The sequence below is a fragment of the Pantoea sp. NPDC088449 genome (assembly GCF_044753225.1).
GTDB classification, from domain to species: Bacteria; Pseudomonadota; Gammaproteobacteria; order Enterobacterales; family Enterobacteriaceae; genus Pantoea; species Pantoea floridensis.
In genome coordinates, this window is record NZ_JBIVMT010000002.1 from 380,078 (window position 1) to 399,859 (window position 19,782).

The 19,782-nt window shown below is 55.8% G+C and carries 17 protein-coding genes; 12 read left to right on the plus strand and 5 right to left on the minus strand.

The genetic code is table 11. The features are described from left to right. Positions 1-858: an AraC family transcriptional regulator gene (locus ACIP6T_RS13000; protein WP_097098021.1), complete on the plus strand. Its 858-nt coding sequence runs from the start codon at positions 1-3 to the stop codon at positions 856-858. Positions 859-891: 33 nt separating this feature from the next. Then, positions 892-1,299 (plus strand): DUF2000 family protein, encoded by a 408-nt coding sequence (locus ACIP6T_RS13005; protein WP_097098020.1) that lies wholly within the window; start codon positions 892-894, stop codon positions 1,297-1,299. A gap of 13 nt (positions 1,300-1,312) precedes the next feature. On the opposite strand, the gene ACIP6T_RS13010 is transcribed toward ACIP6T_RS13005, so the two are convergent. Both ACIP6T_RS13010 and ACIP6T_RS13015 read right to left on the minus strand, forming a co-directional pair. Next, a complete protein-coding gene (locus ACIP6T_RS13010) occupies positions 1,313-2,641 on the minus strand; it encodes an amidase (RefSeq protein ID WP_400457566.1) in 1,329 nt (442 codons plus the stop codon). Positions 2,642-2,645: 4 nt separating this feature from the next. Beyond that, on the minus strand, positions 2,646-3,467 hold the full coding sequence (locus tag ACIP6T_RS13015; protein WP_097098018.1) for an MBL fold metallo-hydrolase: 822 nt from the start codon (positions 3,465-3,467) through the stop codon (positions 2,646-2,648). Positions 3,468-3,548: 81 nt separating this feature from the next. On the opposite strand from ACIP6T_RS13015, the gene ACIP6T_RS13020 reads away from it, so the two are divergent. Next, the gene (locus tag ACIP6T_RS13020) at positions 3,549-4,472 is read left to right on the plus strand and encodes a LysR family transcriptional regulator (protein ID WP_400457568.1); all 924 of its coding nucleotides are present in this window, start codon (positions 3,549-3,551) and stop codon (positions 4,470-4,472) included. 76 nt (positions 4,473-4,548) lie between these two features. Here the strand turns inward: ACIP6T_RS13020 and ACIP6T_RS13025 are convergent, their stop codons facing one another. Beyond that, complete coding sequence (locus ACIP6T_RS13025) at positions 4,549-5,229, minus strand: SDR family NAD(P)-dependent oxidoreductase (protein WP_400457570.1); 681 nt, start codon at positions 5,227-5,229, stop codon at positions 4,549-4,551. Between the two features lie 132 nt (positions 5,230-5,361). Between ACIP6T_RS13025 and ACIP6T_RS13030 the strand changes: the two genes are divergently transcribed. After that, entirely contained in the window at positions 5,362-6,297 is a 936-nt protein-coding gene (locus ACIP6T_RS13030; RefSeq protein WP_400457572.1) for a LysR family transcriptional regulator, read from the plus strand. Here ACIP6T_RS13030 and ACIP6T_RS13035 read toward each other — a convergent pair. Next, positions 6,255-7,289, minus strand: a complete 1,035-nt coding sequence (locus ACIP6T_RS13035) for a LacI family DNA-binding transcriptional regulator (RefSeq protein ID WP_097098014.1) — start codon at positions 7,287-7,289, stop codon at positions 6,255-6,257. The genes ACIP6T_RS13030 and ACIP6T_RS13035 overlap by 43 nt on opposite strands. Positions 7,290-7,504: 215 nt before the next feature. Here ACIP6T_RS13035 and ACIP6T_RS13040 point away from each other — a divergent pair, with 215 nt between their 5' ends. The 4 genes from ACIP6T_RS13040 to ACIP6T_RS13055 all read left to right on the plus strand — a co-directional run bounded on the left by ACIP6T_RS13040 (position 7,505) and on the right by ACIP6T_RS13055 (position 12,798). After that, positions 7,505-8,533, plus strand: coding sequence for an ABC transporter substrate-binding protein (locus ACIP6T_RS13040; RefSeq protein WP_097098013.1), 1,029 nt, complete (start codon positions 7,505-7,507; stop codon positions 8,531-8,533). Between the two features lie 169 nt (positions 8,534-8,702). Beyond that, positions 8,703-10,925 (plus strand): ABC transporter permease, encoded by a 2,223-nt coding sequence (locus ACIP6T_RS13045; RefSeq protein WP_400457576.1) that lies wholly within the window; start codon positions 8,703-8,705, stop codon positions 10,923-10,925. Beyond that, the gene (locus ACIP6T_RS13050; RefSeq protein ID WP_097098011.1) at positions 10,922-11,983 is read left to right on the plus strand and encodes an ABC transporter ATP-binding protein; all 1,062 of its coding nucleotides are present in this window, start codon (positions 10,922-10,924) and stop codon (positions 11,981-11,983) included. The genes ACIP6T_RS13045 and ACIP6T_RS13050 overlap by 4 nt, the downstream gene beginning before the upstream one ends. Before the next feature lie 14 nt (positions 11,984-11,997). After that, positions 11,998-12,798 carry an inositol monophosphatase family protein gene (locus tag ACIP6T_RS13055; RefSeq protein ID WP_400457578.1) on the plus strand — a complete coding sequence of 267 codons (801 nt, stop codon included), beginning with the start codon at positions 11,998-12,000 and terminating at the stop codon, positions 12,796-12,798. 82 nt (positions 12,799-12,880) lie between these two features. Here ACIP6T_RS13055 and ACIP6T_RS13060 read toward each other — a convergent pair whose 3' ends face one another. Further along, complete coding sequence (locus ACIP6T_RS13060; protein WP_400457580.1) at positions 12,881-13,519, minus strand: LysE family translocator; 639 nt, start codon at positions 13,517-13,519, stop codon at positions 12,881-12,883. A gap of 379 nt (positions 13,520-13,898) precedes the next feature. Here ACIP6T_RS13060 and ACIP6T_RS13065 point away from each other — a divergent pair, with 379 nt between their 5' ends. The 4 genes from ACIP6T_RS13065 (at position 13,899) to ACIP6T_RS13080 (ending at position 19,779) form a co-directional block, all read left to right on the plus strand. Next, entirely contained in the window at positions 13,899-15,227 is a 1,329-nt protein-coding gene (locus ACIP6T_RS13065; RefSeq protein ID WP_400457583.1) for a ferric reductase-like transmembrane domain-containing protein, read from the plus strand. A gap of 243 nt (positions 15,228-15,470) precedes the next feature. Further along, the gene (locus tag ACIP6T_RS13070; protein WP_097098006.1) at positions 15,471-16,583 is read left to right on the plus strand and encodes a lactonase family protein; all 1,113 of its coding nucleotides are present in this window, start codon (positions 15,471-15,473) and stop codon (positions 16,581-16,583) included. Between the two features lie 219 nt (positions 16,584-16,802). Further along, the gene (locus ACIP6T_RS13075) at positions 16,803-18,227 is read left to right on the plus strand and encodes a hypothetical protein (protein ID WP_400457585.1); all 1,425 of its coding nucleotides are present in this window, start codon (positions 16,803-16,805) and stop codon (positions 18,225-18,227) included. A 346-nt stretch (positions 18,228-18,573) separates the two neighbouring features. Next, positions 18,574-19,779 (plus strand): SfnB family sulfur acquisition oxidoreductase, encoded by a 1,206-nt coding sequence (locus ACIP6T_RS13080; protein ID WP_400457587.1) that lies wholly within the window; start codon positions 18,574-18,576, stop codon positions 19,777-19,779. Positions 19,780-19,782: the final 3 nt, after the last annotated feature.

Sequence of the window (19,782 nt, forward strand, 5' to 3'; positions counted from 1 at the left end):
ATGCCAGCTAATAACGATTGGGTTGATTTTCGTCGTGATGACGAGACCGGAATTGAAAGCGTCAACGCGCATTTTCGCGGGCACGCTTACGATCCGCACGACCACGATGAACTGCTGGTGGGTGTGACCCAGCAGGGGTTACAACGTTTCAACTGCCATCGTTCTCTGCACACCAGCACGCCGGGCCGGGCGATTTTGATTGAGCCTGGCGCGGTGCACGATGGCCATGCGCCGGATGCCGCAGGCTTTACCTATGTGATGCTCTATCTGCCGCAACCTTGGGTGGCAGAGATGATGCAGCGTCGCGGGTTGGGTGATGTTTCGAATATTGAAGGCGCCTTCCGCCACACGCTCACCGACGACGCGCTGCTCGCGAGCGCCATTCAGCAGGCGTGGTTTGCGGTGCATCAGGGAGAAGGGCGGCTGGCGCGCGATCAAAGCCTCGATCATCTTCTCACTTTGCTTGCGCGTCACCTGGATACCAAACCCAGCGTGCAGCACAGCGAAGCGATGCGTCAGATGCAACTGCTGCGCGACTATCTGCACGATTTTATGGCGCAGGACATTGGGCTGGATGAACTCGCCCGACTTTCCGGCATCGATCGATTTCGTCTGACGCGCCAATTCAAACAGGCGTTTGGTCAATCTCCACATGCCTATCTGGTGCGATTGCGATTGCGCAGCGCACGCGCGCTGCTGGCCCAGGGTATTGAGCCCGTGCAGGTGGCAACGCAGGTAGGATTCGCCGATCAAAGCCATCTGGGTCGCTGGTTCCAACGCGCCTATCGCATGACGCCGGCGTCTTATCAACGTCAGTGCACAAACGTTCTATACGCTTCCCTGCCTGCTCTTAGATGATGAGGTTTTGTTGTCATTGGAGAGTAGTTGCAGATGTTTGATACCAAAATCGCCCTGATCGTACGTGATGATTTAGCCACCTGGCAGCGCCTGAATGTGGTGGCGTTTCTTGCCACCGGCATTGCCTCCGCCGCGCCTGAAATGATGGGTGCCCCCTACGTTGATGCAAAGGAGCGCCAGTACGGCAATATGGCGGGACAGCCAATGCTGGTGTTTGCCGGAGATTTAGCCGGGTTACAGCGCGCGCATCGTCAGGGACTGGAGCGTGAGTTAACCCTCATTCCTTACGTTGAAGCGATGTTTTCCACCGGACACGACGCCGCGAACCGCGACGTGTTTAAGGCGGAAGACGCCGATAATTTGAACTTGGTGGGTATTGCACTACGCGGCCCGAAGAAGGCGGTGGATAAGGCGATTAAGGGACTGGCGTTGCACGGGTAAGAAGGGTACGCATTTAGGCGCACCTGAATTTATCCGCCACGCTCAGCAACAAATCTTCCCGCCCACGCAGCGCCAGCAGCTCCAGCCCAATCGGCAAACCTTCGGCGCTGAATCCTGCCGGAATGCTGATCGCCGGCGCGCCGGTCACCGCTGAAATCAGTGCGTTGCTGCCTTCCTGCATCTCGCCGTGCTTAACCGGCGCACGGCGCACCACTGGATAAGCCAGCAGATTGATCTGCTGCGCGGCGAAAAATTCAGCCAGCAGCAGATACAATTCGCGCTGACGCTGCTGTACCTGCTGATAACCTTCACTCTCCACGCCCGGATGCTGCGCCCGCGTGGTAAACACCGTTTCCAGCTGCGGATGGTAACGCTTTGACGCCACCACTTCCGCCAGCGTGCGGCTCTGCGCCTGCGGTTTGTCCGCCAGATACGCCGCAAGCGCACCGGCAAATTCGTAGCCGATGATATTGGCGTCAGCCGCCAATGTCTCCAGCTGCGGATAACTCACCTCACGCGGCGCGAAATCCACCAGCGCCGCGCGCACCGCCTGATTAATCTCGTCTTCATCGGCAGCAAACCCTTCCTGCCAGATGCCGATGCGCAGCGGCTCATCGCTCTCCGCGAACTGTTGCCCGCTCAAAATCTCAGACGCTAAACGCAGATCCGCCGCCGATCGCGCCAGCGGGCCGGGAATGTCCTGGGTTGGCGACAGCGGCACGATACCGTCGGTGCCGATCGCGCCGCGCGTCATGCGCAGTCCGAACAGATGATTAAACGCCGCCGGAATGCGCACAGAACCGGCGGTATCGCTGCCGATCGCCAGCGGCACATAACCGGCCGAGACCGCTACGGCGGAACCGCTGCTCGATCCGCCCGGCGAGCGGCCTTCAACCCACGCATTGTGGGTAAAACCGCTCAACGATGACGCGCCGGTAATGCCTGCCGCCAGCTCATGCATGGCGGTTTTGCCGATCAAAATCGCGCCTGCTTTTCTCAGTCGGGTAACCAGCGGCGCATCATCGCTGGCGATAACCTCACGCAGCAGCACCGAACCGGCGCTGGTCGGCCAGCCTTGCACTTCAATATTGTCCTTGATCAGCACTGGAATCCCTTCCAGAGGTCCCGCTACTTCTCCACGCTGACGACGCACATCGCTGGCGTCCGCCGCCGCTAAAGCCTGATCGGCAAACAGCCAGGTAATGGCGTTGTAACGCGGCTGATCCACCTCGCCAATGCGCTGCAGCGCGAACGTCGTTAACTGGCGAGCGCTCACCGTGCGCTGGGTCAGCGCCTGCTGTAAATCGTTGATCGAAGCGGTGAGATAAACGGCGTATTGCATCAGGTTAAACCTCCAGCGGAATCCATTGCCCGTCGCGTGAGACGCGTCCGCACGAGCTGCCATTAAAGTGGGTGCTGAACCAGATTGCCTGATGATGTGCGCACCAGTCCACCACGCGTTGCCTTGAAGTGACGGCCAGCGCTTTATCCTCGCAAAACAGCGAGTTCCAGTGCGGATACTGAAACTGGATGGCATTGTGCATCACGTCACCGGCAAAGATGGCGGATTCACCGGCACTTTGCAGCACGATCGAGGCATGATCGCCACTGTGACCTGGAGTTGAGAGATAGCGCAGCACGCCAGCAAACAGCGGGGAATCCTGCACGTTGATAGTCTCCAGCTGTCCGCTCTCGATCAGCGGCAGAATGCTATCGCGATAGAGTTCCTGCGCCGCTGGATTCTGCTGGCAATGCGCCAGTTCCCGCGCCGAGCAAATATAGCGCGCATTCGGGAACATCGGCTGCCATTCACCGTCTTGTTGATGGGTGTTCCAGCCAACGTGATCGGTATGAATATGTGTCATCAGCACCAGTGTCACCTCCGCCGGATCAACGCCTGCGCGCGCCAGGTTTTCGGCATACGGCATATTCAGCTGATGGAACAGCGGTTTGTTATCGCGGTTGCGGCCGTTGCCGGTGGCGGTATCGATGATGATGGTGTGTTCGCCGGTGCGCACCACCCAGCTGTGAATCGACATTTCAGCAGGTTGATTGGCTAATTCATCACTCATTTCCGCGCGATGCGGCGTAAACAGCACGCCGATTGGGAAGGCAGCGGTTTGTTCGCTCACTTTGGTAATCCGGCAATCGCCGACGCGAATCGTCATGAGGTGCTCCTTATTGCTTGGTTGCAGCGAAGAAGCCTCACTATACTGGCGGCACGATCATTATTTAAATCGATTAAAATCATGAAAGGCATCAACGAAAATGATTTTGCACGCATCGACCTGAATTTGCTGGTGGTGTTGATGGTGATGTACGAGGTGCGCAGCGTCACGCAGGCGGCAAATCGGCTCTATCTCGGACAACCGGCAGTGAGCGCGGCGTTAAAGCGTCTGCGCGAGATGTTTGACGACCCGCTGTTTGTCCGCGCCTCAAACGGCATGACGCCAACGCCACGCGCCGAGCAGTTGGTGCAGCAGTTCGCGCCGCTGATGCAGGATCTGCATCGCGTGATCTTCACGCAGCAGCCCTTTAACGCGGCAGAAGATAGCTACAGTTTTCGCATTGGCATGAGCGACTGGCTGGAACATTGGCTGATGCCGGATTTGCTGGCAGAACTGGCGCGCGTGGCGCCGAATGTTGATGTGAAAGTCATCGCCACCGATCCGTGGAAGGCGATTCCGCTGATGGAACAGCAGCAGGCCGATGTGGTGATCACGGTCGGCAACGAAACCAGCCGCGATCTTACGCGTGAGAAGATCCTACGCGCGGGTTTCAGCACGGTTTGGCACCGCGATCAGATTCAACTCGATGCGCCGCTGACGCTGCAGCAGTTTGTCAGTTACGAGCATGCGTTGGTGTCGTATCGCGGCGTAAGTGAAAGCGCGCTGGATCGGCAATTGCAACAGCATGGAATGGCGCGGCGCGTGCGTTATGTGACGCCGCACTTCTCCGCGCTGCCAATGCTGCTTAAACGTCTGCCGCTGTTCGCTACGGTGCCGCAGGGTTTGGTGCCATCCTGGTGCGCGTTATATGCGCTGAGCGCTGCGCCCGTGCCGGTCAGCATGCCGGATTACGAGGTGTCGCTGCTGTGGCACAACGCGCGCAGCGAAGATGCCGCCAACCGCTGGCTGCGGGATTTGCTGCGCGGGTTAATAAGGTCGTCATGAATGGCGACCCTACGACAGGACGGCGGGAATTCCGTAGGGTCGCCATTTATGGCGACCGTTATGCCGACCTGCTCGCTTACCACGGCACCACGCGTCCTAAATAATCCAGATAATGAATCCCGCGCCGTCCGGCGTAACTTTCCATGGTATTCAGCAAATTCGGGATGCTCTCCTCAATGGTCAGGCGCGCTTCCGGGCCGCCCATATCGGTGCGCACCCAGCCGGGCGCCATCAGCAATAATGTGCGTTCGCCGCCACTGCGTGCGGCAAAGCTGCGCATAAACATATTCAGCGCAGCTTTGCTGCCGCGATACACCTCGTAATTGCCGTTGGTGTTGTTGGTCAAACTGCCCTGGCCGGATGACATCACGGCGATGGTGCCGCTGGCCGTGACGCGATCTTTAAAGGTTTCAATCACCCGCAGCGGACTCAGCGCATTGGTCACCATCACGCGGGTAAACTCTTCGGTTGAGACATCGGCGATGGTTTCGCGGTCGTCATTTTTCACGCCCGCGTTAACGAACAGCATATCGAACTGGCGATCCGCCAGCCGCGTATGCAGCGCTTTGACCTGTTCGGGTTCATTGATATCCACGCTTTCTACCCTGAGCTGTGCGGGGAAGCGACCGGCCAGTTGCTGTAAATTGCCTGTCGAGTTTTCACGCCCGGTGGCGACCACCTGATAACCGCGCTGCAGCATGGTTTCCGCCAGCGCCAAACCCAGTCCACGCGATGCGCCAATCAGTAAAATGTTCATATTGTTCTCCTCGGTGTTTGCGATGGATAGAGTGTAGCGCCGGGTGAGGGCAGGCGGAATGCGCAGCATTGACAGTATTAACCTGCACCAAACGCCTTGTCTCGATGCGTCGAATCGGCGAGGATAACCCGCATGAATGATGCCGATCTCAACCTGTTAATTGCTTTGGATGCGCTGCTGATTGAAGGCAGCGTGATTGGCGCTGCGCGTCGCTTGGGCTTAAGCGAATCGGCGATGAGCCGCACGCTGGGACGCTTACGCGCCACCACTGGCGATGCGCTGTTAGTGCGCGCCGGACGCAATATGGTGCTGACACCTTATGCTGAAGCGATCCGCGAGCGCACCCATCACACGGTGAGCGAAGCGCGTGCGGTGTTAAGCCCGACGGCGCAGTCGCTGGATCTACGTCAGCTGGATCGCTGTTTTACCTTGCGCACCAATGAGGGATTCGTCGAAGCCTTTGGCAGCGAGCTGATAGCAGCCGTGGCTCAACAAGCGCCGCACGCGTGGCTCAGTTTTGTGCCCAAGCCAGAGAAAAGTGCGCGCGACTTGCGCGAAGGCAACATCGATCTGGAGATTGGCGTATTGGGCAATATGGGGCCGGAGATTCGCCTGCAGGCGCTGTTTCGCGATGTTTTTGTGGGCGTGGTGCGTGCCGGTCATCCGCTGACGCAACAGCTGGATATCGAACGGTTCGCCGCGTTTGGCCATATCATCGCGTCACGTCGCGCGGAGTTGGGTGGCCCGATTCACGATGCGCTGCAGCAGGCGGGTTTGACGCGCAAGGTGGCGACGGTGGTGCCCGCATTTTCAACGGCGGTGGCGCTGGCGCAGGAATCGGATCTTGTCGCGTTGGTGCCGCGTTCGCTGTTTCTGCATCATCCGCTGATCAAAAACAGCAGCACCTTAGCGATGTTTGAACTTCCATTCGCCACGCCGGAAATGACCGTGTCACAGCTGTGGCATCCGCGACTGGAAAATGATGCCGCGCATCGTTGGCTGCGCGGCGTGGTAAAAGACGTTTGTCAGCCGCCGCGCACCGAACCACGCCACACCACATCGGCCTGATAGAGCAAACTATCGTGTTGCTGTTCACCTTGTGGAGTGAAACCGGTGTCATCTTCCTCCGTCTTCATTAACCACTTCACTGCATCATGGGCAAACTGCTCAACCGGCTGCGCAAATGTTGTGAGATGGTAGGATGACCAACCGGCCTGAGCGATATTGTCAAACCCGATCAAACAGAGGTCTTCCGGTACGCGCAGGGCAAAGCGGTGGCGCGCTTCATCCATAAACCCGCAGGCCACCAAATCGGTGACGCAAAACACGCCGTCCGGCCTCTGGTGACGCGTCAGTAAGCGGTGCGCCAGAATCTGGCCGCTTTCGTAAGAGGTGGTGCCAAAGCGCTCTACCGTTACGCTTAACCCGGCGCGTTCGGCCAGGGCGATAAAAGTGGCTTCGCGTTTAAGCAGGCTTGGCGTACCGGCAAGCGAGTTGGCAAACGCCAAATGGCGACAACCGGCGCGCTGAAACGCCATTAATGCCGTTTCAGCGGCGCTTTCTGCATCAAGGTTGATGCTGAGCGAGCCCGGCAGCGCTTCGTCGCGGTTAATTAAGATGATGCGCTGGCCGTGTTTGTAGCACTGGCGCGTGATGGTGCGATCCGGCATGCCGGAGAGAATGATGGAGGCATCGGCACGAAAGTTAATGGCCTGCTGCAGCGCCGCGGAAACGCTGTTATCAGAGCGATCGGTGTTAATCAGCATCGCCACTTTTCCCGCCTCCTGTAAAAACTGTGTCAGCCAGCGCACCAGACTGGCGCGATAGGGCGTGGCAATTTCGGAAACAATCAGGCAGACAATGCTGCTGCGGTTGCGCACCAGGCCGCGCGCCAGATGATTGACGTGATAGCCTAGCTCCGCTGCCGCCTTCATCACCCGTTCGCGCGTTGCCGGTGACACGCTGGCGCCTGGCGTAAACGCGCGCGATACCGCTGAACGCGATACGCCTGCGCGATCGGCCACGTCCTGCGCGCTGACCACCGCTTTCTCATGCTGCATGCTTAACACCCCATCTCAATCGACTCAATTCAGTCTGCCTTAGATTGCAAAGCTGTGCAAACTGCCTGAGATCTCATTTGTTGCATTTTTGTGACACCGCCTAACAATTGCGCAATGTGGTGTTTGACAGGACAATTCTTGTTCATTACTACTTTGCACACACGTGCAAGAAAAGGTGCCAATGAAGCACCAACCCTACAAACCAGGAGAACACTATGCGAGTCACCTCAATGGCCATCGCGCTATCCCTCTGTTGCAGTGCACTGCCGTTTGCCGCCTCGGCAGCGGGCAATTTGAATATGGTTTGCTCTGCCGACGTGGTGGTGTGTGAGCTTATGACCACTATTTTCAGCAAGGCGCATCCGGATATAAAAGTCAGCATGGTACGACTCTCGGCAGGCGAAGCCTATGCGCGTCTGCGCAGCGAAGCGCGCAACCCGCGTACCGATATTTGGTGGGCAGGCACCGGCGATCCGCATATGCAAGCCGCGGAAGAGGGGCTGACGCAGGTGTACAAATCACCGCTGCTCGACCAGCAGCAGGATTGGGCGCAGAAGCAGGCGGAGAACTCCGGCTATCGTACGGTGGGTATCTACGCCGGTGCGCTCGGTTGGGGCTACAACACCAGGCTGCTGGAATCGAAAAAGCTTAAAGAACCAAAATGCTGGGCCGATCTGCTGGATCCCAGCTTTAAGGGTGAAATTCAGATCGCTAACCCAAATTCTTCCGGCACCGCCTACAACACCCTGGCCACGCTGGTGCAGATCATGGGCGAAGATAAAGCCTTCGATTACCTGAAGAAGCTCAATGCCAACATTTCGCAGTACACCAAATCCGGTTCCGCACCGGTGAAATCTGCCGCGCGTGGCGAAACCACCGTCGGCATCGTGTTTATGCATGATGCGGTGGCGATGCAGGTGGATGGCTTCCCGATCAAGACCGTCGCGCCGTGCGAAGGCACCGGCTATGAGATTGGCTCGATGTCGATTGTGAAAGGCGCGCGTAACCTGGCCAATGCCAAAGTCTGGTACGACTGGGCGCTAAGCGCTGAAGCGCAATCGCACATGAAGGAGGCCAAATCGTTCCAGCTGCCATCGAACCGTAACGCCGAGATTTCTGAATACGCGCCGCGTTTCGAGAACATCAAACTGATTGATTACGACTTCAAAACCTACGGTGATTCCGCTAAGCGCAAAGCGCTGTTAGGGCGTTGGGATAAAGAGATTGGCGCCAGCGCGCAGTGAGATCGGCGCATTCTGTGGCCAGGTCGTCATGAATGACGACCCTACAAAACCGCGTCAAATCCCCGTACGGTCGCCATTTCGGCGACCTGGTTAAGCACCAAACCTTGTAGGGTCGCCATTTATGGCGACCTGGTTAAGCACCGCACGAGACCCGAAGTCGAGGTATTTGATGAATGCAAATAATCGCCGTCTGACAGGCGCGCTGCTCATCGGCGCAGTGGCTTTATTGCTGCTGCCCTGGTTCAGCCTGGAAGCCGGTTTCTTCAGCAGCGGCTGGTTAACCAGCTTGTGGAGCGATAGCAGCAACGCGCCTGCACTGTGGCAACTCGGCGAACATCCGTGGCTTGCCATCGCTATCGCGCTGTTTGTTCTGTGCGCAGCCTGCGGCGTGCTGCCCTCAAGGATGCGTAGCCGTTTGCTGCTGCTTTTTAGCGCGCTTGGCGTGCTGTTCCTGGTGATTGAAGGCCACGCCATTGGCTACAGCGGCTGGAGTTGGGTGTGGCTGGAAAATCGCTTCGGCGCGCTCGAATCCGGTCAACCGGCGATGGGCGCGGGGGCGCTGCTGCTGCTGACCACGTTTCTGCTGCTGTTCTCTTTTGCACTTGCTGAGCGCGGGGTGATGAAAGGCGATGCGTTTGTGGTGGCGTCGCTGGTGCTGCTCACCGCGCTGGTCAGCATCTTTGTGCTTTATCCGGTGCTAAGCATGTTTGTGGTATCAGTTCAGGACGTAGACGGCAGTTTCAAGCCGGATGGGTTGATCAGCAATATTCAGGACCCGTCAATCTGGAGCCTCTCCTGTTTGTCGGGCGGCACCTGCGGCACCGCGTGGCGTACGCTGTGGCTGGCGCTAATGACCGCAGCAGGTTCCACGCTGCTCGGCCTGGCCTTTGCTCTCGCCGCAACGCGTACACCGTTACCCTTTAAGAAAGCACTGCGTATGCTCACCATCCTGCCGATTATCACACCGCCGTTTGTCATCGGGCTGGCGCTGATTCTGCTGTTTGGCCGCTCCGGCGTAGTGACGGAACACCTGGCGGCGCTGTTTGGCATTGAGCCGGGCCGCTGGCTGTATGGCTTAACCGGTATCTGGATTGCGCAGGTGCTGTCGTTTACGCCGATTGCTTTTCTGGTACTGATTGGCGTAGTCGAAGGGGTCAGTCCTTCGCTGGAAGAGGCCTCGCAAACGCTGCGTGCCAATCGCTGGCGCACCTTTAGCCGCATCTCTTTACCGCTGATGGCGCCGGGTTTAGCCAATGCTTTCCTGATTAGCTTTATTGAAAGCATGGCGGATTTCGGTAATCCGATGGTGCTGGGCGGCAGCCACGGCGTGCTCTCAACTGAGATCTTCTTCTCGGTGGTGGGCGCGCAAAACGATCCGAGCCGCGCGGCGGTATTGGCGATGATTCTGCTGTGCTTCACGCTGACCGCTTTTGTGCTGCAACGCTGGTGGCTGGGCGGGAAAAACTTTGCCACTGTGACCGGCAAAGGCGACGGCGGCAAACATTTGCAGCTGCCGCGCGTGCTGCGTTTTGGTGTGTACGGCATGGTGATTCCGTGGGGCCTGTTCACGCTGGTGATCTACGGCATGATTGTGGTGGGCGGCTTTGTGCAGTCGTGGGGATTGAACGATGCGCTGACCATCGCGCATTACGTTCGCGCCTTCGGCGTCAGCTTCAGCGACGGACATCTGCTGTGGAGCGGCGTAGCATGGAACTCGTTCTGGACCACGCTGGAAATTGCGCTGATTGCCGCACCGCTGACGGCGATCGTTGGCCTGCTTACCGCCTGGCTGATTGTGCGGCAGAAATTTGCTGGGCGTCAAACCTTTGAATTCCTGCTGATGCTCAGCTTCGCGATTCCCGGCACGGTCATCGGCGTGAGCTACGTAATGGCGTATAACCTGCCACCGCTGGAGATCACCGGCACCGCGCTGATCCTCGTCGCCTGCTTTGTGTTCCGCAATATGCCGGTTGGCGTACGCGGCGGCATCGCGGCAATGAGTCAGCTGGACAAAAGTCTTGATGAAGCCTCATTAACGCTGGGTGCCAATAGCTTCCGCACGCTGCGCAAAGTGGTGCTGCCGCTGCTGAAACCGGCAATCAGCGCCGCGCTGGTCTACGCCTTTGTGCGCGCCATTACTTCGATCAGTGCGGTGATTTTCCTCGTCAGTGCGCAATACAACATGGCAACGTCTTACATCGTTGGGCTGGTAGAAAACGGCGAATACGGCGTGGCGATTGCTTATTCAACGGTATTGATCGTGGTCATGCTGCTGATCATCGGCCTGTTCCAGTGGCTGGTGGGCGAACGACGTCTGCGTCGTGTGGCCCGTCCGGTCGATATGCTTGCACCGCCTGCTTCAACCTCATTAACTCAGGAGAGTGCCGTATGACTCGCGTAACCGCCGGTTCTGTGGTGTTTGAACATGTCTCAAAACGCTTTGCCGGTTTTGATGCCATTCCCGATCTCTCGTTAACCGTCGAACCCGGCACGCTGGTCACGCTGCTCGGCCCGTCCGGCTGCGGTAAAACCACAACGCTGCGTTTATTGGCCGGGCTGGAGCATCCCACCGCCGGACGCATTTTGATTGGTGGCAAAGATGTCACCAATCTGCCCGCCAACGAGCGCGACGTGGCGATGGTATTTCAATCTTACGCGCTGTTCCCGCACATGAGCGCGCTGGATAACATCATGTACGGCTTGCAGTCATCCGGGATGAATAAACGAGAAGCGCAGGACCGCGCGCGTGAAGGGCTGAAGCTAGTGGGGCTGGAACATCAAGGTCAGCGCCTGCCGTCGGAGCTCTCTGGAGGTCAACAGCAGCGCATTGCAGTGGCACGTGCGCTGGTGCTGGAGCCGCAGGTGCTGCTGCTGGATGAACCCCTCTCCAACCTCGATGAACGTCTGCGCCGACGGGTGCGCACCGATATCCGCGACTTGCAGCAGCGGCTCGGCTTCACCGCCGTATATGTCACACACGATCAGGAAGAGGCGCTGGCGGTCTCCGATAAGATTATTGTCATGAAAGAGGGCGATATTGCCCAGCAGGGCGCGCCGGAAAGCCTGTATCACGCGCCAAACTCGGTGTTCATCGCCGACTTTATGGGTGAAGCCAATATTCTCCCGTGTGAAGTGGAGCAGCTCGAAGGCAGTGAGGCGCTGGTGCGCTTAGGCAGCCAGCGCTATCGCGTGCGTGGCAATGGCCTGAAAACCGGCGCGGCGCAGCTGTCGGTCCGTCCGCAGTTCATCACGCTGCGCGGCGAAGGCGAAGGCGCACTGCGTGGCGAAGTAACGCATAGCACCTGGCTGGGCGACCATATTGAATATGAAGTCGCCACCGAATTGGGATCGCTGTTCATTGTTGATGCGGAGATGGAGCAGCAGCTGCCGTTGGCATCGCATGTCGCAATTGATTTTAAACCTCAGGGTTTGGCCCTGATTGCCGGTTAATTTAAGGATGGATGATGAGTGAATTAGACAATGACCCGCTGTTATCGCGCCTGATTCTGGCGGAGAAAGTGGCCCGCGCAGGGGGGGCTAAAGCGCTGGAATATTTCCATCAGCGCGACACCCTGGTGGTGGAAACCAAATACGATTTGCAGGATGTGGTATCCCGCGCTGACCGTGAAGTGGAACAGATGATCGATCAGCAAATCCGTGCGCAGTTTGCGGAGGATGGTTTCCTCGGCGAAGAGTATGGTCTGCAGGAAGGCTCATCGGGCTATACCTGGGTAGTGGATCCCATTGACGGCACCAGCCCGTTCCTCAATGGCATGCCGAACTGGTGCGTATCCGTCGCGGTGCTACACGATGGCGTGCCGGTGATCGGCGTGATTTTCGCGCCTTATTACCAGGAGTGCTACGTGGCGGCCATCGGCCATGGCGCGACGCTGAACGGCAAGCGCTTGCAGGTGGATGCGACGCGCACGCTGCAAAACCATGTCACCGGTTTTGGTGCTAACAGCCACGTGAGTCCGGATGAAGTGGGGAAAATCCTCGCCTCGCTGCTGGCTGCGGGTGGTAACTTTATCCGCATCGGTTCGGGCGCATTGATGCTGGCGTGGGTGGCTGCGGGGCGTGTAGTTGGCTATTACGAACCTTATATGCACGCGTGGGATTGTCTGGCCGGTTATTGCCTGGTGAAAGAGGCGGGTGGCTGGTATCACCCGTTCAATACCGAAGGCGAACGTTTGCTGAAAGGCGCGCAGGTAATGGCTGTGGCGCCGGGTGCGGAAGCCGATTTGAAGCGGATTGCCGGGCTGTGATGTTGGTACTGGTCGCCATGAATGGCGACCCTACGGCGGTTCTGCACGCTTTTGTAGGGTCGTCATTTATGACGACCTTCCATCAAACCAGAATAAATTCCCGATAACCCGACCAAATCACATAGATCGCAAAATAAACAAAAATCAGCGCTGAAGCGAGGTAGGAGTACTTAAGTAAGCGCGCCCCCAGTAATTTTCCGCCCATGCTGCCGACCAGGCACAGTACGCAGGTCCACACCACCCCGGCTATAAAGAAGCCGCTGAGGAAAGAGGACGTAGCGATTGCGCTGCCGTGTCCCATGCGGGAAATCAACGCGCCGCCAACGCTGGCAAACCATAGAATCGCCGTGGGTGATGACATCGCGAGCATTACGCCCCGACTAAACTCGCGCAGTAGCGATCGATACGGCTGCTGTTCTGCTTCTGGCAGTGCCGTCTGTTTGCGCAGCGCTGCATAGAGCATTTTTCCAGCAAACCACAGCAGCAGCACACCGCCACCAATCCACAGCACCCAGCGCACCGCGGTAAACTGCAATACCACAGCCATGCCCGCCAGCGCCAATAGCGCGTAGATCAAGTCACCGATACAGGTGCCAATCCCCAGCCAGAACCCATGAAAGTAGCCGCGCTGCATCGCCAGCGTAATCATGGCGATATTGGCGAGGCCGATATCGAGGCACAACGATAAACTCAGTAGAAAACCATTTGAAAACTGCAGCATAGCAACGTCAGCATCCCCGGCATGTAAATGGAGTGTTATTAAATCACACTGTACTTTGTCGCGGAGGAATTTATTGCGCTATGGGGTCACGCTAAAAAGGGGGCCTGATGGCAGATCGGTATGGATTTTGTCGGCTGCGCATTTATGCGCATCGGGTTCTTTTTTAAACAGCCACACATTTAATTCTTATTATGCTAATTCTACGGTAAGAAACTCCACGTTCTCATCACAATGTTTAATCTCCTTTTAGCTTGCTCATAAATCTTGATGTTTAGCGTGATAATTTATCCCGCAACTTTACAAGGGATAAACAGGGAGACATTAAAATGGAAATGTTACGCCAGATTAAATTATTTGTGAACAATGAGGTGTTATATAAATGAAAAAAGTAAAACATCTCTACATCATTATTTTCCTCGCCGCCATCTTAACCTACCTGGTCTCAGCAGAATATACCAAGTTGGGGGCCCACTCATTATGGTGGAGCCTGCGTCAGAACATGGTATTTCTCGCCGGCGTGTTGGCATGGTTTGGTATGTCTTTTACGATTATTTTAAGTATTCGCAACGGTGTTATTTCCCGCTGGTGCGGCGGGCTGGATAAAGCGTATAAATTGCACAAATGGTGTGCTATTTCAGCCGTGGTGCTGGCGTTAATTCACTGGCTGGCAGAGAAAGTGCCGCACTGGTTAGTTGATGCAGGCATGGTTGCCCACCCTGGAGAATTGGGTGACATTGTTATGGCCGGCTGGCAAGAGCAGTTATTAGATTTCGGACTGGTATTAGCAGAGTATGGTTTATATCTCTTAATTGCGCTGTCGCTGGTCTCTATCAGTAAAAAAATTCCCTATCACATCTTTTATTACCTGCATAAAGCTTTTCCGGTTGTCTATATCGCCTGTGCCTATCATGTGATGACGTCGTTATTTAAAACCGACTGGTGGCAAACTCCCGCTGCCTATCTGTTGGCGTTCGTCACGGCGGTGGCGGTGGGTTGCGCGTTGATTGCATTATTCCAGCGAACCGGCAGTCGCAACACGTCCGTGGCCGATATTCTTCATGTTGAAGCGGCACCGCAAGATATCGTCGAGGTGACAGTACGTCATCGCGCCACTATCCCGATGTTGCCCGGACAGTTTGCGTTTGTGCAGTTTGCACACTCGACAGAGCGCCATCCGTTTACCCTGTCTGATGTTAATCCCGATGAAAAATCGCTGACTTTTTCTATAAAAAAGCTCGGTGATTATACCCGCGAGCTGGCTCAGCATCTCCTGCCGGGCCAACGTGTAAAAATTGAAGGTCCCTACGGTGATTTTACCTTTGAACATGCAGGAAATAAGCAGTTATGGATTGCCGGAGGTATTGGTGTGACACCCTTTATGGCGAAATTGAAAGATGCCGTGAGAAAAGGGCAGCCACTTTCGGGTGTTGAATTCTGGTACTTTACTCGTCCGGACCGGGGATTGACCTATCCAGATTATTTAACTGAACTGTGTCACCAGGCCGGCGTGAGGCTTAAATACGTCACCGTAAATAGTACGGAAAATATGCAACAACACGTTACTGAAATGAAAAGCAGCCTGAATGACAACGGGGTGGATATTTGGTTTTGCGGACCTGATGGTTTGAAAAAAAGCATTAATGATACGCTGAAACAGCAAGCCGTTAGCATTCAACATTTTCATGCGGATTGCTTCTCGTGGCGATGATAAAAGCCAACGAAAAATAATTGCGCGGTATCGATTTTTATTTAAATCAATTATGTGAAGGTGGTCACCTTTAGTGGCCGCCTTGCAGGCTTATCGCACGCTATATTCCCTTAACAGTCAGCCAATCTTTTATTGATGCGGAGTGTTAACTTGATTAATTCTAATAATTTCAAAAGGCAGGGTTTAGCAACCAACCTAACCGTGGCATTATCTGCTGTTCTTTTCATCATAGCGGGAAGTGCAATGGCAACTGCAGCGGAACATCACAACCAAACGGCCTTAGTGGGCACATGGACCAGCATCCCGGATGCACCCTTAGTGCAAAACCCGGGACATCCCAGCGAAGGGTTATACCGTTTGAAGGTCAATAGCGACGGTACCTTAACGCAACTCGACTTCATTAAAATGAAAAGTCCCTCATGGATTGTGAAATCACATGATGGGCGTTTTGCTTACACCACCAATGAAGAGAACGCGGGTGCTGTTACGGCGCTGGCGATTGATCACGATGGCAAGGTACGTGTGATCAATGCGGTGGACAGTCACGGGCAGCAGCCTACCCATGCCACCATCAGTCCGGAGGGTAAATTCCTGTTTGTCGCTAACTATTCCGTGGCGAAGGGCGGGGCCAGCGTTGCAGTGTTCCCGATTCATCACGATGGTTCGCTGGGTGAACAGGTACAGAATTTTCCGTTTACCCATGGAAGCGGCGCGGTGAAAGATCGCCAGGATAGCGGTCATGCACATTCGACCACCTTCACCCACGATGGCAAATACCTGTATGCGGCCGATCTCGGCGGCGACAAACTGCATGCCTACGCCTATCACGCCGGCCAAAAAGAGCCATTGCAGGCAGATAGCACACGTGATGTCAGCTTCCCAGCGGGATCGGGTCCACGTCATATGGTGTTTTCCCCCGACGGCAAACATGCTTATGTCACCACCGAAATGGCCGGTGAAGTGGTAGTGTTTGCCGTGAAGGACGATCGACTGGAGCAGCAAGCCCGGGTCAAACTGAATACGGAAAATAGCAGCGCCGAGTACCGCAGCGGCGGCGGTATTATCCTTAGCCCTAACGGTAAGTTTGTGATTGCGGCCAACCGTGGATCGGATAACCGTTTAGTGGTGTTCAGAATTGAACAAGATGGCATGTTGGGTTCGCCGGTACGTTATAAAGCTGACGGCATTGAACCGCGCGCATTCGCTTTTGATGCCAGCGGTAAATATCTTTACGTGGCGAATGTGTTCACCAACAACATCACCATGTTCCATTTTGATGCAGAGAGCGGCGCGCTGAAAGCGGCAGGTGAAGTGGCGAAGATGCCGACGCCGACGGATATTAAATTCTTTAATTAAGGTATTGCCTTTAGCCCGGCCCTCACCCAAACCCTCTCCCGCGCGCGGGAGAGGGAGCTGCCCGAGTGATGCTCAACGTTGAGTGTCATATTCACACACGATGCCGATCGGTTCCCTCGCCCGCTTGCGGGAGAGGGCTAGGGTGAGGGGAAAAGATCTAAAGCTGCTGCACATTTAGCCGATAACTTTCCTCAATAGTACCTAACGAGGATTATTTTCATGCTAAACGGGATTGGCAGCAGCGTACTGAGAAATTTAATTACGTCAAATGCGGTGATAACGCCGGCGGTAAACAACAAAAGCGCGCAAAACGCCCTGACGGCGGAAGCATCAACCAAAGTTACCTTCAGCGAGGCGAGTGACGCTATCGCCGCGATCTATAAAATTGTGCCCGCGCAGGTGCAGAGCTCGGTGGGTGTCACCAGCAGCCTGCAAGCGCAGTTGAATGGTGCCGCGCAGTCGAAAGGCGTCGGCATGAATGGTCTTGGCAGCACTTTGCTCAGCAACCTGGTGAACAACCGTGGAGACGTGACGCTGAGCGTGCCGGCAACTGATGCGGTCAACGCTGCGCAGAGCAGCAGCCAAAGCGCGCTGGCGCTTACCGTGACGACGCAATCGGGTGTGCAGGTTAGCCTACAAATGACGCGCCAGCAGGGCGGCATGGTGGTGGAGCTGAAAACCAGCGGCGGCAAGTTAAATACTGACGAAGCCGCGGCCATCGGCAAACTGTCGGCAGGTTTGCAAACGGCACTGGATGGCTTAGATAGCAGCACCACTAAGCTCGATATCAGCGATTTAATGAAGTTTGATAGTTCCCAGCTGAAAAGTGTCGATCTCAAAACCGATCTGCGCAGCGGAAATAGCGTCACGCAGTCGCTTAATTTACATGCGGATGATCAAGAGCGCTGGCTCGGTTTCCACAATGGAGATGTCAGCATTAAGCTGGACACCGATATGTTGAAACTGACCCAGGCAGGCAGCGCTGCACAGCAGCAGGCCGCCCTGGATAAGTGGGCCGCGAAGTTCGATCAGGCAGCTTCGCGCGGTCACGGCAATAGCGACATGCTATCGCTGTTCAAAGACAGTTTCCGCGCCCTCAATACCACCGAAGGTAAAGCGAATGAAAGCATCAATACGCAACGCGTGAAGTCGATTGATGCTAACGCTGCGAAGAACGGTGCGATTAGTGGACTGGCGGATTTCTCCGCCACCTATCAGCAAACGCCGGTTGCTGGTAATCCGTATAAGCCAGAAGAAGAAGATACGTTTTCGCTGAACGTGGCACAGAAAACCACCTCGCAGACGCAGGGTGATACCCAGGATCTCACCCAGCAAACGCTGTTTAAACTGAAAGCCAGCTTCCATACCGCGCTGGATTCGGATGCGCCAGCTAAGCTCAACGCGCTGAAGTCATCGCAAAATTATAAGTACCATTTGATCGATGATGAAGAGCGTAGCCAGACGGCGGTGACGCAGAATAAGAAAGGGGAGCTGACCGCGAACTATTCCCAGCAGCTGACGCAAAATGAAACGGTGAAGCGCTATCAGCTGGCGAAGTTGATAGATAGCGTACAGATTCCGCACAGCGCGAAAAGTGAATCGACACGCTCGTTTGCCGCTGCACAGTTTGATGCACAAATATAAATGCCTAATCTGTCGTATTGTAGTCGTAAGGTCGCCATTAATGGCGACCCTACAAAATAACCATATGCATTAATTAACATTCAATTGCGTTATTTGATCTTAAGAATTACTCGCCGCTTTTTTATTCTCTTCTTTTCCCCCTATCGCCGCTGGTAGCCTGTTGTTGTCGTTAAATAAATCCATAGCTTAATAATGGCAACCCATTGCCAGATATAGCATAACCGCGCTATTTACTTGCTTTCACCCCGCTGATTATCATCGCTTTCAATCTGTTATTCATTTCCTGGCCTGCTGGCATATTCCGTGCAGGCTTACTATTCGCTGTGCAGTAAAAGTGAAATCAGCTATGACGCAAACCAGTGACGAGATTATTAACCGCGCCGCGATATTAAGCAGCGATGCACAGGCGATTGCCGCCGCACGCCATTTAGCCGAGCAGGCGAAAAGTGGGGCAGTCGAGCGCGATCAACAGCGCTTATACCCGATTGCGCTGCTCAATCAATTTACTTTACTGGGGTTGGGGAGCATCAGTGTGCCGCGAGAATTTGGCGGTGCCGGATTGTCGTTTCAAACCCTGGCGGAGGTGTTCCGTCTTATCTCGGCCAGCGATCCGTCGCTCGGGCAAATCCCCCAGAACCATTTTGGCCTGATTCAGTTCATCCTTGGCGAAGGCACGTTGGCGCAACAGCAGCAATTGCTCAGCGCAGTGGTCAGTGGCAAGCGTCTCGGCAACGGCGGTCCGGAGAAAAACACCAAACACACGCGCGATGTACAGGCGCAGCTGGTGACAACGTCACACGGAGTGCAACTCACCGGTGAGAAGTTCTACTCTACCGGCGCACTGTTCGCCGACATTCTGGTGACGACCGCGATGCACGAGCAGCAGCCGACAATGGCCTTTATTCCGTTACCGGCGCAGGGCGTAGAAATAGTTGATGACTGGTCAGGTATTGGCCAGCGCACCACCGCCAGCGGTACGGTGAAACTGCAGCAGGTAACCGTAGATCCCACGCTATTAATGCCGTTGCCGCCAGCGGAAAAGCCGACGCTGCGCGGGGCGGTTTCGCAGCTGATTCAGGCGGCGATTGATGCCGGTATTGCCCAAGGGGCGCTGGATGAAGCGTTGGAGTTTGTGCGCAGCAGCTCGCGACCGTGGGTAGATGCCAATGTCAGCCGCAATGCCGACGATCCTTACATCCTCGCCGACGTTGGCCGTCTTAGCACCGAGTTGAGCGCCGCCAGTGCCTTGCTGGCGCGTGCCGCCCGCGTGCTGGACGGTATCGACCAACAATCACTTAGCGCTGAAAACTGCGCGCGCGCGTCAATTGCGGTGGCGGAAGCCAAAGTCCTGACCACCGAAGTGGCGCTGCGGGCCAGTGAGAAGCTACTGGAATGGGGGGGCAGCCGCGCCACGCTGCTGCGTCATGGACTCGATCGCCACTGGCGTAATGCGCGCACCCATACTTTGCACGATCCGGTGCGCTGGAAAACCCACGCTATCGGCAACTATTACCTCAATGATGCGCTGCCTGCGCGTCATGCGTGGATTTAAGGA

Coding starts and splice junctions, on each gene's coding strand:
- ACIP6T_RS13020 (WP_400457568.1), top strand. CDS start 3,549: ATGAAAGGCATCAACGAAAATGATTTTGCACGCATCGACCTGAATTTG.
- ACIP6T_RS13050 (WP_097098011.1), top strand. CDS start 10,922: ATGACTCGCGTAACCGCCGGTTCTGTGGTGTTTGAACATGTCTCAAAA.
- ACIP6T_RS13035 (WP_097098014.1), bottom strand. CDS start 7,289: ATGCAGCATGAGAAAGCGGTGGTCAGCGCGCAGGACGTGGCCGATCGC.
- ACIP6T_RS13025 (WP_400457570.1), bottom strand. CDS start 5,229: ATGAACATTTTACTGATTGGCGCATCGCGTGGACTGGGTTTGGCGCTG.
- ACIP6T_RS13030 (WP_400457572.1), top strand. CDS start 5,362: ATGAATGATGCCGATCTCAACCTGTTAATTGCTTTGGATGCGCTGCTG.
- ACIP6T_RS13080 (WP_400457587.1), top strand. CDS start 18,574: ATGACGCAAACCAGTGACGAGATTATTAACCGCGCCGCGATATTAAGC.
- ACIP6T_RS13010 (WP_400457566.1), bottom strand. CDS start 2,641: ATGCAATACGCCGTTTATCTCACCGCTTCGATCAACGATTTACAGCAG.
- ACIP6T_RS13075 (WP_400457585.1), top strand. CDS start 16,803: ATGCTAAACGGGATTGGCAGCAGCGTACTGAGAAATTTAATTACGTCA.
- ACIP6T_RS13060 (WP_400457580.1), bottom strand. CDS start 13,519: ATGCTGCAGTTTTCAAATGGTTTTCTACTGAGTTTATCGTTGTGCCTC.
- ACIP6T_RS13045 (WP_400457576.1), top strand. CDS start 8,703: ATGAATGCAAATAATCGCCGTCTGACAGGCGCGCTGCTCATCGGCGCA.
- ACIP6T_RS13065 (WP_400457583.1), top strand. CDS start 13,899: ATGAAAAAAGTAAAACATCTCTACATCATTATTTTCCTCGCCGCCATC.
- ACIP6T_RS13055 (WP_400457578.1), top strand. CDS start 11,998: ATGAGTGAATTAGACAATGACCCGCTGTTATCGCGCCTGATTCTGGCG.
- ACIP6T_RS13005 (WP_097098020.1), top strand. CDS start 892: ATGTTTGATACCAAAATCGCCCTGATCGTACGTGATGATTTAGCCACC.
- ACIP6T_RS13070 (WP_097098006.1), top strand. CDS start 15,471: ATGGCAACTGCAGCGGAACATCACAACCAAACGGCCTTAGTGGGCACA.
- ACIP6T_RS13000 (WP_097098021.1), top strand. CDS start 1: ATGCCAGCTAATAACGATTGGGTTGATTTTCGTCGTGATGACGAGACC.
- ACIP6T_RS13015 (WP_097098018.1), bottom strand. CDS start 3,467: ATGACGATTCGCGTCGGCGATTGCCGGATTACCAAAGTGAGCGAACAA.
- ACIP6T_RS13040 (WP_097098013.1), top strand. CDS start 7,505: ATGCGAGTCACCTCAATGGCCATCGCGCTATCCCTCTGTTGCAGTGCA.